13 protein-coding genes are annotated in these 13,076 nt (G+C 50.5%); 4 read left to right on the forward strand and 9 right to left on the reverse strand.

The window, feature by feature from the left end; genetic code table 11:
- Positions 1–5 precede the first annotated feature (5 nt).
- The 3 genes from M8332_RS05465 to helD form a co-directional block, all read right to left on the reverse strand.
- A complete protein-coding gene (locus tag M8332_RS05465) occupies positions 6–446 on the reverse strand; it encodes a CopY/TcrY family copper transport repressor (RefSeq protein ID WP_289847011.1) in 441 nt (146 codons plus the stop codon).
- A 133-nt stretch (positions 447–579) separates the two neighbouring features.
- A complete protein-coding gene (gene coaA, locus M8332_RS05470; RefSeq protein WP_252779811.1) occupies positions 580–1,494 on the reverse strand; it encodes a type I pantothenate kinase in 915 nt (304 codons plus the stop codon).
- Positions 1,495–1,496: 2 nt separating this feature from the next.
- On the reverse strand, positions 1,497–3,812 hold the full coding sequence (gene helD, locus M8332_RS05475; RefSeq protein ID WP_252779812.1) for an RNA polymerase recycling motor HelD: 2,316 nt from the start codon (positions 3,810–3,812) through the stop codon (positions 1,497–1,499).
- 121 nt (positions 3,813–3,933) lie between these two features.
- Here helD and M8332_RS05480 point away from each other — a divergent pair, with 121 nt between their 5' ends.
- From M8332_RS05480 to M8332_RS05490, 3 genes are all read left to right on the forward strand, one after another.
- A complete protein-coding gene (locus M8332_RS05480) occupies positions 3,934–4,584 on the forward strand; it encodes a histidine phosphatase family protein (RefSeq protein ID WP_252779813.1) in 651 nt (216 codons plus the stop codon).
- A complete protein-coding gene (hflX, locus tag M8332_RS05485; RefSeq protein WP_252779814.1) occupies positions 4,584–5,837 on the forward strand; it encodes a GTPase HflX in 1,254 nt (417 codons plus the stop codon). The genes M8332_RS05480 and hflX overlap by 1 nt, the downstream gene beginning before the upstream one ends.
- 272 nt (positions 5,838–6,109) lie before the next feature.
- Positions 6,110–7,456, forward strand: coding sequence for an APC family permease (locus M8332_RS05490; RefSeq protein ID WP_252779815.1), 1,347 nt, complete (start codon positions 6,110–6,112; stop codon positions 7,454–7,456).
- 33 nt (positions 7,457–7,489) lie between these two features.
- Here M8332_RS05490 and M8332_RS05495 read toward each other — a convergent pair whose 3' ends face one another.
- Positions 7,490–8,434 carry an NAD(P)H-dependent flavin oxidoreductase gene (locus tag M8332_RS05495; RefSeq protein ID WP_252779817.1) on the reverse strand — a complete coding sequence of 315 codons (945 nt, stop codon included), beginning with the start codon at positions 8,432–8,434 and terminating at the stop codon, positions 7,490–7,492.
- 156 nt (positions 8,435–8,590) lie between these two features.
- Here M8332_RS05495 and M8332_RS05500 point away from each other — a divergent pair, with 156 nt between their 5' ends.
- Entirely contained in the window at positions 8,591–9,250 is a 660-nt protein-coding gene (locus M8332_RS05500) for an SDR family oxidoreductase (RefSeq protein WP_252779818.1), read from the forward strand.
- 66 nt (positions 9,251–9,316) lie between these two features.
- On the opposite strand, the gene M8332_RS05505 is transcribed toward M8332_RS05500, so the two are convergent.
- The 5 genes from M8332_RS05505 to M8332_RS05520 form a co-directional block, all read right to left on the reverse strand.
- Complete coding sequence (locus tag M8332_RS05505) at positions 9,317–9,922, reverse strand: DUF975 family protein (protein WP_252779819.1); 606 nt, start codon at positions 9,920–9,922, stop codon at positions 9,317–9,319.
- A 111-nt stretch (positions 9,923–10,033) separates the two neighbouring features.
- Positions 10,034–11,401 carry an amino acid permease gene (locus M8332_RS05510; RefSeq protein ID WP_252779820.1) on the reverse strand — a complete coding sequence of 456 codons (1,368 nt, stop codon included), beginning with the start codon at positions 11,399–11,401 and terminating at the stop codon, positions 10,034–10,036.
- A gap of 207 nt (positions 11,402–11,608) precedes the next feature.
- A complete protein-coding gene (locus tag M8332_RS07200) occupies positions 11,609–11,737 on the reverse strand; it encodes a hypothetical protein (RefSeq protein ID WP_289847012.1) in 129 nt (42 codons plus the stop codon).
- The gene (locus M8332_RS05515) at positions 11,737–12,024 is read right to left on the reverse strand and encodes a CsbD family protein (protein WP_252779821.1); all 288 of its coding nucleotides are present in this window, start codon (positions 12,022–12,024) and stop codon (positions 11,737–11,739) included. The genes M8332_RS07200 and M8332_RS05515 overlap by 1 nt, the downstream gene beginning before the upstream one ends.
- An 80-nt stretch (positions 12,025–12,104) precedes the next feature.
- Positions 12,105–13,031 carry a metal ABC transporter solute-binding protein, Zn/Mn family gene (locus M8332_RS05520; protein ID WP_252779822.1) on the reverse strand — a complete coding sequence of 309 codons (927 nt, stop codon included), beginning with the start codon at positions 13,029–13,031 and terminating at the stop codon, positions 12,105–12,107.
- Positions 13,032–13,076: the final 45 nt, after the last annotated feature.

Consider the following 13,076-nt stretch of genomic DNA (forward strand, 5'->3'; position numbering starts at 1 on the left):
TACATCTACTCCTTTTCGTGTTCATGACAGGACGATTGCCGCGTCGGCAGGCAGTTACAGTCAACTTCTTCAGGAGCCGTCGGTAACTTCGCGGCTAGTTTGGCCTGTAACGCCTCGATGTCTGCCCGGCTAATCTCGGTCTTATTAACTAAATCAAGAAGCACCTGCCCCTTATGCATCTCACAGAGTTGGCTAAACAGGGCTTCCGCCGTGTCGTTCATGGCGAGCTGTTCACTCACCTGCGGATGATACATAAACTGGCGGCCATCTTTCGTCGTGGTCAACAGGTCCTTGGCACATAAGCGCCGCAGTAAGGTTTTAATGGTCGACGCCGTCCAGTCCGACTGTTGTTGCAATTCCGTAATAATTTCCGTCGTCGAGCTGGGGCCTAACGACCACAGTAACCGCATAATCTTCCATTCTGCCGGGGTAATGTCCACCGGCACCTTTTTAGCTGTGATTTGCTCACCCCACTTCGTTTACATTTGTAAATTCAATTCTAAGTATAGTTTACAGCTGTAAACTATGCAACTAATTGGCTCACTAAAAAAAGCCCTCCCGGGTGGGAAGTGCTTTGTCTTAGTAATTACGCAGGTACAAGCGGTCAATCAGATGCCGCTGCCCCTTATGAATGATCAAATTAGCGCGATCTCTGGTTGGCAAAATGTAATCGCGGAGGTTGGGTAAATTAACGGTGGCCCAGGTATGACGGGCGTGCGCCAGGGCCTGTTCCGGATCAGCTTGAGTGTAGCGATAAAAATAGTTATCTGGATCTGTAAAGGCGGTCTGCAACAGTTTTTGGAACCGCTTCAGATACCACGTTTCAATCAACTTCGGGTCGGCATCAATGTAGATCGCAAAATCCATAAAATCGCTCACGTACCGGTGGGCGGTGGCCGGCTGCTGGAGGGTGTTAATCCCCTCTACGATTAAAACGTCCGGTTGCCGCACCGCGGTGAATTCATCTGGGACCAGATCATAGGTCTGATGGGAATAGACCGGCGCCTTCACCAGTGGTTCCCCAGCCTTCACCTGCAGTAAAAAGTTGATTAACCGCGGTAAATCGTAACTTTCCGGAAAGCCCTTGCGCGCTAACAAGCCCTTAGCTTGTAACGTCTTCGTCGGGTACAAAAAGCCGTCAGTGGTAACCAACTGGGTAGTCTGGTTCGGCAATAGTTCCGTTAACAAATCCTGTAACAACTGCGCCGTCGTTGATTTCCCGACCGCCACGCTCCCAGAAATTCCAATGATAAAGGGAATCGTGCGGGCCGGTTGGTGGAAAAAGGCGCTTTTGTGTTGTTGCCACTGCCGATAGGCATCAAACGCCCCCCGCAATAGCTGAATCAGAGGCATGTAGACCTGTTGCACGTCAGTCATCGCCACCTGATCATGAAACGCCTTCAGGTGCTCGAGCGTCTGGGGAGCAATCGGTTGCAGGGTGGTGGGATATAGATCAGCCCAGGCTTGCTTATCATACCTAACAAAGTTTTCCATCGCTACTCCTTTACTAGCCGGTACGTTTCCGGTGAAACAGAAGCAAAGAGGGGCGACGGCGTCGAAATGCTAATCACCGTCAACCGGTGCATGGCCCGGGTACAGATGGTGTAAACCAACTTATCGAAGGATTTGTCCGGATAGTTTGCCGCCGAACCATTCCACATCACCACGGCATCAAATTCCAGTCCCTTGGCGAGGTAGGCCGGTACAATCACCACTCCGTTCACTAATCGTTGGTTTTCGGTCTGTAATAAAGTTGCCGAAACGCCCGCCGTTTTAAGGGCCGCGGCTAACTGCTGGCACTCGGCAAGCGTTTTGCCAATCACAGCCGTCGTATCGTGGGCCTGGTTGTTGCGTTTGATGGTCGAAACGAGCGTCTGCAACGCCTGGTGTTTGGTCTTAGTAATCGCTATGATTGGTAACTCACCCTGGCGGGCATATGCTTCAATCTCTGCTCCATCTGGTAGCAATTGCTTCGTAAAGTTCGTGATCTGCGCGGTCGAACGATAGGATTTCAGCAGTTTAATGACCCGCATCCGCTCCGGATCAAAGAGCTGTTGGAGGTCGGTCATCAGGGTTTGACTGCTATCGCGGGTAAAGATGGCCTGGTTTAAATCACCGAGCACCGTAAACTTGGCCCGGGGGTAATTCCATTGTAAGTACGCCAACTGAAAGGGCGTGTAGTCCTGAACTTCATCCACAAATAGGTAGCGCATTTTTAGATCGGGACGTTTTCCAGTGACCAAATCAAAGAGGAGCAGGTAGATGGAAACATCCGTCATGCTGATTGTCCCGGCTTGAAACCGGTCCACGGTCGCACGCACGCTGGCCTGCCATTCCTGGGGAGTGACGTGCCAATCCGCCAGCTGAACTAGCTGGGGAACGGCGCGGAGGTAGTCCACAAACTGTTGGTTAATGTTGAAAAACCGGTTGTGTTTGATTTGCTGCCGCACCTTGGCAAACGCCGCGGTTACCAACTGTTTAGCTAAGAAGCGGTAGTCTTGATCGGTATCCGTCCGGGTCCGACCAGCCCGGGCGTACAACATGTCAATCTGGTCGGAGGTTAAGCCCTCAACCGCCTCTTCCACCCACCGTTGCTTTGTCTCTGCGGCAATCCGCCGGTTCAAAATGTGGAACAACTCCTTTTTGGTCGCCGCGAGTCGGTTTCTGAGGTTATAGTTGGCGTTGAAACTGCGATAAATTTCCGCAATCTGTTCCTTCGAAATGAAGCTTTCTCCCTGAAACTTAATGTTGCGAAAGTCCGCCCCCGTCTGGTTTAGGCTGGTGGCATACCGGTTGACCGCGTTAAACATGGCTAAGCTGTTTTTCAAGGTCGTCACGTTCTGGGTTTCATCGGTTAGGCTTTCGTCGAACCGCTGCTCGAGGGTTTCGACCGTTAAGCGGGGCACCCGCCGCCGCATAAACTGGTAGTAGGTCATCTGTACCATGTTTTGCTCCCCTAGTTCGGGCAACACCTGGTTAATGTAGTCATTAAACAGCTGGTTCGGGGAAAACAGAATTACCTGACCGGGCGTCAGCTTGCCCCGGTAGCGATAGAGCAAATAAGCCACCCGCTGGAGCACCGCGGCCGTTTTTCCCGACCCAGCGACCCCCTGCACGAACAACAAATCGGAACTGGTGTCTCGAATAATCGCATTTTGTTCCTGCTGGATGGTCGTCACGATGCTCTTCATCTTGGTATCGGACTGGTGTTTGAGGTTTTCTAACAACAACCGGTCCCCGACCGCCTCATCGGTATCAAAGACCTGGGTCACCCGTCCGGCTTTAATTTGGAGTTCGCGTTTTAACGAGACATCCACCTGTTGGGGGCCACTAGGAGCGTCATAGGTCAGCTTTCCAATTCCACTGTCGTAGTACACACTACTAATGGGCGCCCGCCAGTCATAGATTAAATACTGGTCGGGATGATCTGGATCGACAAAGGACGCGAGCCCAATGTACAAACGTTCGGACTCACTTTCACCCTGTTCTTGAAGGTCGACCCGGGCAAAGTAGGCGTTCTGATCCAATTTTTGTAACGTCTGCATGTCCCTAGTTGCCGATTGCCATCGGGTTTGACGTTGTTCCAACATTTGTTGCTGTTGGCGCACCGACACCCCGGTTTCCAGCTGACCTTCGTAGGTACTGGTCTTTAAGCGGACGTCATCATAAAAGTTGTCCTCCAGTTCCTGTTGACCCTGCTTGGCCTTCATAATTGTGGTGGCCGTTTGGCGTTTTGCCACCTTCAGTTGCTGGCGGACAAAGTCTAAATGCTGCTGTTCTGCCTGTCGAATCTGATCCTGCTCTGCTCCCATCGTGCACCTCCATTAGTCTAATCGATGAACTATTCTAACATACCCAGCCCGTAAACACGATGAACTAGCCACTAAGTATGGTAAACTGAACTAACTGATAATTTTCAAGGAGGACTTCCCCATGGCCAAAATTAACCTATTCTTTGTTCGTCATGGACAAACCCATTTGAACCACTACCACCGGATCCAAGGTTGGTCTGATTCAGACCTCACCGACCAAGGAGTTCAAGATGCCGTTGCAGCTGGAAAGCAGTTACAACGGATCTCGTTCGACCAGGCCTACAGCAGTGATACCAAACGGGCCAGTCGAACCGCCCGCATCATTTTAGAAGCCAATCCCGCCCCCCTTACTGAACCCGTGCAAAAGTTTGCCTTCCGTGAAGAAAACTTCGGCTACTTTGAAGGGAACGATACCGGGCAAACCTGGAACATCGTCGGGGGACCCCATGGCTGTTATTCCTACGCGGATCTAATCGACAAGTTTGGCATGGAAAAAACGCGGAATCTGATTGCCGCTGCCGATCCGTACGGTGAAGCCGAAACGGACGAACAATTTTGGCACCGCCTCCAGGTCGGCCTCGATGAGATCGTGGCGCTTGCTGAACCGGGGCAAAACATCTTGATTGCCGCCCACGGAACCCTGATTAAAAGTGTGGTAAGTCGGTTTAGTAACCTAAACGTGGCCGCAGCCATTTTAAATGGAAGCGTCACGAAAGTCACGTACAGCAAGGACCAGTTTAGTGTCGCTTATTACAACAAGAAGGAGCATTAATGGAACCAACCCCCGTCATTACGATTGGCCTCAACGTCAATCATCCGCACTTTGATTATTCAATGGAAGAATTACAACAACTCGTGGTTGCAAACCACATGACGTCTGTTGCAACCCTCACCCAAAAGCTGGACCACCCGGATGCCGGAACCTACTTTGGCAAGGGCAAGCTGACTGAGTTAACCGACCTCGTGAACGGAACGGGTGCCTCCACCATCGTTGCGAACGATGAACTGAGCCCGAGCCAGATTCGCAACATCGAAACGGCGACCTCCGCCACGGTGATTGATCGCACCGGGCTTATTTTGGAAATCTTTGCCAACCGGGCTCGCACCAAAGAAGCCAAGTTACAGGTGCAACTAGCGAAACTGCGCTATCAACTGCCCCGGTTACGAACGAGTGCTAGTCAACGCTTAGACCAACAAGCAGCGGGCGGGGGCTTAGCGAACCGGGGAGCCGGGGAAACCCAGCTAGAACTTAACCGCCGGACCATTGAGCGGCAAATTACCCACGTCCGCCACGAACTCAAGGAGCTGCAACGGGCGTACACCACCCAGAGTAAGCGCCGTAAGGAAAACCAGGTCAAAACCGTGGCCCTCGTTGGTTATACTAATGCCGGTAAATCAACCATTATGAACCAGTTAGTCCGGCGCTTTGGCACCAACGAAGCAAAGCAAGTTTTTGTGAAAAACATGCTCTTTGCCACCCTCGACACGAGCGTCAGAAACCTTGAACTCCCAGGTAACAAGCAGGTGCTCGCCAGTGATACCGTTGGATTTGTGAGCGACTTACCCCACAAACTAGTTGAGGCGTTTAAAGCGACCCTGGCCGAAGCCGCTGAGGCCGACCTGTTAATCCAAGTGGTCGATTATTCTGATCCGAACCAGGAACTCATGATGGAGACCACTACCAACACCTTAAAGGCGATTGGGGTGCCGGACCTCCCGATGATCACCGTCTTTAACAAGGCGGACCGCACTGGCAGTCGGTTCCCAGAACGAACTGGTGCTAATCTGATCATGTCGGCTCAGGATCCCGCCTCAATTAATGAATTGGTCACCATGATGAGCGAGCAACTCTTTGCCGATTACGTCCAAAAGACCTATCTGATTCCGTTTACGGCAGGCGACCTGGTCGCTGACCTGAACCAAAACTTTGACGTCCAAGCGACTGCTTACGAAGCCGCTGGCACCAAACTAACGGTTGCTTTACCCGCTACCGCAGCCGCCCGTTACCATCAATATGAACTTTAGTTAGTTAATTGTTGACAGTTGTTCATTTTCTTTGTACAATACTTACATTACTTAAAGATGAAATTTAAGGAACCGTCTGCCCAGAGAATCCAAGGCGCTGTGATTGGATGAGACCCCTTATTTAGCCGCTTTAAGTTGCCAAATTGTTAACTAACTAAAAGTGCTTTCAGGTTGACTGAAAGAATTTGGGTGGAACCGCGCGTAACAACGTCCCTATCGCTTGATAGGGGCGTTTTTTGTTCGATTTTCCCACCTTTAAAGGAGGATGCATCATGAAAAAACCAGATTTACAAGCAGATGTTTCACTCAACCGTTCCCTCGGACTATGGTCCGCGCTCGCCCTGGTGGTAGGAACCATCATTGGAGTAGGGATCTTCGTTCGGCAGGCGGCGGTGATTAACGACGCGGGGTCCGCTAAAGCGGCCCTGCTTGCCTGGTTAGCGGGAGGACTCTTAACCCTGGCTGCCGGCCTCACGATTGCAGAAATTGCTTCCCAAATTCCTAGTACCGGGGGGTTATACGCCTACATGGAAGCCATCTATAACAAATTTTGGGGCTTCTTGTCCGGTTGGATGCAAATCATCGTGTACGGTCCGGCGATGATTGCAGCGCTGGGATCCTACTTAGCCATCCTGGTACTTGATTTCTTCCACCTACCGAGCTTCTGGACCCTTCCCATCGCCCTCGGTTCAATTATCCTTGTCGGCATTTTGAACATCTTCCCCAACCGGTACGGTGGGGCCTTTGCTATCATCACGACAATTTGTAAGTTAGTCCCCGTCGCCGCTTTGATTATTTTTGGCCTTTTCTTTGGCCACGCCGATGCCCTCGGCCAAAGCGTTCAAGATCTCCACACCACGGCCGGTGGCTTTGGGGTGGCCATGTTAGCCACGCTGTTTGCCTTTGACGGCTGGATTTTAGTTGCAAACCTCGGGGGTGAAATTAAAAACCCGAAAAAGTTGCTCCCCCGCGCCATCTCACTTGGAATTATGGCCGTAATGGTCATTTACCTTCTGGTTTCTTACGGGGTCTTAAAGAGCATCGGTCCCGCTAAGATTCATGAACTGGGCACGACGGCCATTCCTTACATTGCCAATCAAGACTTTGGGATGTGGGGCGGGAAAGCTCTCAGCATCGGAATCATCATTTCAATCATTGGGTGCATGAACGGGAAAATCATGACTTTCCCCCGGATTATGTACGCTATGGCCGAAGAACAGCAACTGCCTGGTTCCAAGTGGTTGTCCTACCTCAATCCCAAAACCCGGACGCCCATCTTTGCCATCATGGCCACGCTGGTCATCGCGGGTTTGATGATTTGCTTTACGAACCCCGACCGCATCTCTGAGCTCTGCATCTTTACGGTCTACTGTTTCTACGTTATGGCCTTCGTCGGGGTCTTCCTACTCCGGAAACGCAACCCGCACCAAGTCCGGATCTTCTCCGTTCCACTCTTTCCGTTCACGCCCATTATGGCCATCCTCGGTTCGCTCTTCGTGATTGGCTCCGAAATTCTTTCTGACCCAATCGGAGTGCTCGTTTCGCTTGGGATCGTTGCCGTTGGGGTGCCGGTTTACTACTTCAAAGTGATGCGCCAGCGTAATCACCAACAAGCATAAAAAAACTCGACCTCATTACGAGGTCGAGTTTTTTTATTGAAAGTCTTGCATTAATTCTGCGATTAAATCGGCCACTCGGGGTTCGTCACGAATTAAATCCACCCCGGTGTTCACACTCACTTCTCCGGCTTCCAAATCACCGTGAAGCATGGCCGGGCGCACGCCACCTAACTTCCGTGTGGCTTGGAAGGTCGTGGAATCACCTGCCGCAAACCGGTCCGCTAACTCTGCCATGCGCGGATTAGCGAGCGACCGCTGGTTCGGTGCTACTAACAACAGGTCATCTGCACTGCTAGCAAGCAACTTTTGTTTGGCCGCCGGCGCCGTCCGTGACTCCTGAGTGACCATGAAACGGCTACCCACGAACACCCCTTCGGCGCCGAGCGCCATCGCTGCCCGCACTCCGCGCACGTCATTGATACCCCCAGCGGCTAGGACCGGCACCGAAACTGCGTCCACGATGCGCGGCACGGTCGTAAAGGTCCCCACGCCATGAACGGGGATGACGCCCCCTTCATCATAGCCCGTGGCAACAATCAGATCCGCTCCCAGTTCAACTTGGCGTTGGGCCTCTGCGGGCGTGGGATTATAACTTCGGGCAATTAGGGTTGCTCCGGCAGCCTTGATCTGGTGGTAAATCTCAGCATCTGGTTCTCCCCCGACCATAAAGATTTTAATGCCCAGTGCCAGGGACCGATCCAAGATCTTGTGAGCGTAGCTTTGCTCCTCGCCTTGCGGATTTAATCCCAGCGTCATGGCAATTGGCTGCTTCGTCAGGTGCTGGGCCGTTTTAATCTGATTTTCCATGACCTCCATCGAATTTTGGTCAAGGGAATCACGGCCAGCATTCGGACCAAACGTCCCTAACCCCCCGGCATTAGCCACCGCCGCCACCATTTTCGCATCCGTTAACCAGTTTAGCGGAGCTTGAATCAGGGGATACCGGGTTCCTAAAATTGCTGTCACACGATTTTTCATTTTGCTTCCTCTTTCCACTTACTTTTAGTAATTAAAATACTACTAGAAATAATCCCCTGATACAAGTCTCAACCCCTTTACAAACCAAAATCCTCGTAAAGTCCGCCTAAAGCTTCTATAATAACGGTAGTTTAGCATTGGAAAGGAAGTTTACTGATGAAAATCATGCTCTTTGGTGGATCAGGACGGGTTGGAACCGCTTTAACCCATGAATTACTCACGGATCCCGCTACTGAGGTAACCATTGCCGTGGCACATCCCGAAAAAGCGGCGGACCTCGCCGCACTCGACCGGGTGACGGTCCACAACCTGGACCTCGCAACCAGCGACTTACAGACCTTAACCCAGTTACTGACGGGCTTTTCCGCCGTTTACTTCGTTGCCGGATCACGAAACCTGGATCTGATTAACGTTGACAGTTTTGGCGCCATCAAGACGATGTTAGCTGCGGAAGCCGCCCACGTTGAGCGCTACCTCATGTTGAGCTCGTTTGGTGCTTTAGAGATTAACAGCTGGCTGAACCAGGAACGTTACGCGAGCTTACAGGCTTACCAAGCCGCGAAGTTTATGGCCGATGACTATCTCAGCCACCGCACGAACCTGAACTACACGATTCTGCAACCAAGTTCTCTGACGGAAGCCCCCGGGACCGGACTCGTAACCTTAAATCCAACCACTAACACCACCAGCAATCCAATTGCCGACGTGGCTGCTGTCCTTAAGGATAGTCTCCAGAATCCCCACACCTACCACCAGGTAATTACGATGGAAAGTGGTTCCACACCCATCGAAACGGCACTGAATGCCTTAAATTAATCCTTACCTAAAAACCGGTGCGCCCCGATCATTCGGAGTGCACCGGTTTTTAGGTTGGTTAACAAGTTAAATTAAATCGGCTCCCGCCCGGAGCGCTGCATGGTAGTTCACCATGGTCCCAACGTAGTACGGTACCAGCCATAAAAAGCCAATTCCCAGCGTCAAGACGGACAGTAACGCCCAACCAATGAACGACAGGTTCAACCAAAATAATTCTAGTTTATGCCCATCCATTAACTGGCGACTCTCGGTGATCACTTCGTTTAAATCTGGGGTACTTTCACCCCGAATGACTTGTTCTCGATAAAGAAACAGGGCCTGCGAATAGGCTAATCCCTTTATAATTCCAGGAACAAATAACAACAGTGACCATAAAAAGGTATAAATGGTCACCACGATACACAACAAAAACGGTCCCCATGGTCGGGGCGTGCTGAGCATGTTTCGAAAGGTGGTCGTCAGTGGGGTCGCTGGGGCGTGCTCAAATGCAACCCAGTCGCTGAAGGTAAAGACCATTCCCACCGTCGTCAAACTCGCAAGGATGATGTAAATGATGCCGGTACTACCCGTAAAGTAGGTAATGACTACAAAGGGCAGCCCTACCAGGATGGCCGCCGCCCAGTTCCCTGCAAAACTCCGCAACGTTTTTTGTTTTAATAATTGAAAGTTCATGTGCCTAACTCCTTCTCATCTATTGGTCATTTAATATTATACAACGTATAATATTAACCCGCAAGGATTAAAAAAGCTCCTGACCAATTGGCCAGGAGCTTATCAAACTAATTAATGCGCCTTCCGGCGTTCAAACCATACGTACCCCACAATAAGGGCCGCAAAGAAAATCACCGTCGCAATTACTGAAATCCGCGTTTTGGCGTTCACGAGTAACACAATTAACACGGCCACGTAAAATAAAATCGTAGCGTAACTGGAACCTGGGAACCACGGCATCTTAAAGTGGTCCGCCGGGTTCGGTTGGGTCCGCTTGTACTGAATGTGCGTAATCATGATGATGATCCACACGAAGATGAAGCACATTGTAGCTACTCCCGTAATCAGCAAGAAAATCTGACTGGGATAGAAATAGTTCAACAGCACGATTCCTAAAAAGAGAATTGAGGAAAAGAGAATCCCCACGTACGGCACGTTATGCCGGGATAATTTACTAAACGATTGGGGCGCTTGGCCATTTTTCCCAAGGATGTACAAGGTCCGGGACGTGGAAAAGATTGCTGAGTTCGCCGCCGAGAGGGCTGAAGTCAGCACCACGAAGTTAATGATGTCAGCTGCATACCGAATTCCCAGCCCCGAAAAGATTTGTACGAACGGCGACTGGTTTGGGTTAATTTGGTTCCAAGGGTACACTGACATAATCACCACCATTGATCCCACGTAGAACAATCCAATCCGCATGGGCACGGAGTTAATTGCCTTTGGAATGTCCTTTTGGGGATCGCGGGTTTCTCCGGCAGTCAGCCCGACCATTTCAATCCCGGTGAAGGCAAAAATTACGATTGGAAAGGCCATGATAAAGCCAATTAGTCCGGTTGCAAAGAAGCCCCCGTGGTCAAACAGATTGGCCAGCGACGCGGTCGTGCCGTGCGTGTGGAAGCCAACGGCAATCATCCCGATTCCGGCCACGATGAGCGCTAAAATCGCAAAGATTTTAATGCTGGAAAAGGCCGATTCTAGTTCACCAAACCAGGCCACGTTAATTAGATTAAACAGGACTAAAATGGTCACCACGATGAGGGGCATAATCCACTGGGGCAACTGGGGGAACCAGAAATGCATGTAAATCCCGGAGGCGGTTAAATCTGCCATCGCGAGACTGGCCCAACTCAACCAGTATGCCCAGCCAATCGCAAACTCCCACTTTTCCCCTAAGTACTGCCGGACAAAGTCAATGAAGGAGTGAAACTTGAGGTTTGATAATAACAATTCCCCCACGGCCCGCATCATTAAGTATGAGAAAATCCCGGTAATCAGGTAGGCGAGGATTAAAGCCGGTCCGGCGGACTTGATTCCTTCCCCAGAACCTAAGAATAGTCCGGTTCCAATCGCGCCCCCGATGGCAATCATCTGGACGTGGCGCGAGGTTAAACCCCGGTTTAAGTCCTGGGATTGCTGTTGTTGTGGTTTATCTGTCATTTTCAACACCTTTCTAAAAGAAAAATGTCTCCGTTGCAAATCAGGTCGGTTTGGCGTCGAGACATTTTTAAAGTTAATTTATAAGTTTTTCTTAAATACGCATCTCATCGTACCAAGATTCAGAATTAGTGTCAACTAAGTTAGCTAAGCACCACTTCATGCTACACTAGGAACGGGAGGGATGCGTGCATGAAACTGAGAAACTGGTTAGTGGGCTTTGCCTTCGTACTCATCGGGTTGTCCCTGATTGGGCTCTCCTGGTACGCCAACCGGTAAAGCCCCACCACCAACTAAAAAGGCGCTAATCATTTTGATTAGCGCCTTTTTAAGGTGCATTAGTCAGTTAAAGCATCCTTGGCGTCATTCAGCTTGTCTTTCACGATGCCCTTGCCGTTTTCAAAGTCCCCTTCGAGTTTGGCCTTCGGGTCATCCTTCACAGCGCCTTCAACTTGCTTAGCTTTACCTTCTGCTTGGTCAGTAAAACTATCAATCTTTGCGGCAGCTTTACTACTTAAGTCGTCAAACTTGTCGGATAAGTCGTTCAAAGCATCCGTATCCTTTAATAACAAGTAACCTAAAGCGGCGTTCGCAGCTAAACTAATTCCTAAAAATAAGTCTTTCATGATTACACCCTCCTTTTATTTTGCCTTAAATGTAGCACATTTCGCCGAAAACTACCACCATTAACCTAAGATTAGAAAAATTATTTGGCTTCGATTTCCTGCTCTTGCACCTTCAGCACTGCCTGGTACGTTTTCGTTAAACAATCCACGTAGTTTTGCCCCTTGGGAATCGTTTCCGTGACCTTGACCACCGGGACGTGGTGCTGCTCTGCGAGTTTCACCATCTGGTTCACAGTTTGGCTGTCCGTTTGGGTGTTATCAACGAAAAAGGCCACCCGTTGCTCGGTCAGGTCCCGTCGCATTGCTTTAATCGTCGCAGGTGACGGATCCACCTCTTTTTCAGTCGCATTTTCAAAGTCGCGGTTGTTAACCTGGTAGCCCATCGCATGAAGCGCCTCATCAAACACCGGTTCACTTACATCCACCTTGCGCTTTAAATCGTGTTCCTGTAAGTTGCTACGACTGGTTTTGGCTAACTCGTTCACGGGTTTTAAGCGCTCTAAATAAGCTTGCCCGTTTTTTTCAAACGTCTGGCGGTGTTCTGGTTGTAACTGACTGGCCACCTTGACCAATCGCTGGACCACCGCTGGCGCCGTTTCCGGATTATACCAGAGGTGCTCATTGTCCCCATTATGCTTGTGCAGTAGTTGGCCCACGTTGATTTGCGTGGTCCGAGAACTGGCGTTTTGGGTCAGTTTTTGCATCCAGTCATCGTAGCCAAGCCCGTTTTGAATGATCACGTTCGCATCACTCACCTGGTGAGCAGCTTGAATGCTAGGTTCAAACTCATGCGGATCCACTCCACTGTTAACAAGGGACGTTACCTTGCCGTACTTTCCCACGACCGCTTCGGCCATTTGACCATAAATGTTGGTCGCTGCCACCACCTTAATCTGGTTGGGATGCCGCGCCGGTTCGGCCTGCTTCGCTTGTTTACCACACGCCGTCAATCCGACTGCGCACAACAGTGTTATCGCCATCAGTAATATTCGCCGTAATTTTGCCATTTACTCCGTTTCCTCCTATAATTGAACCAGTGTTACATTCATCTT

The organism is Fructilactobacillus ixorae, from assembly GCF_024029915.1.
GTDB lineage: Bacteria > Bacillota > Bacilli > Lactobacillales > Lactobacillaceae > Fructilactobacillus > Fructilactobacillus ixorae.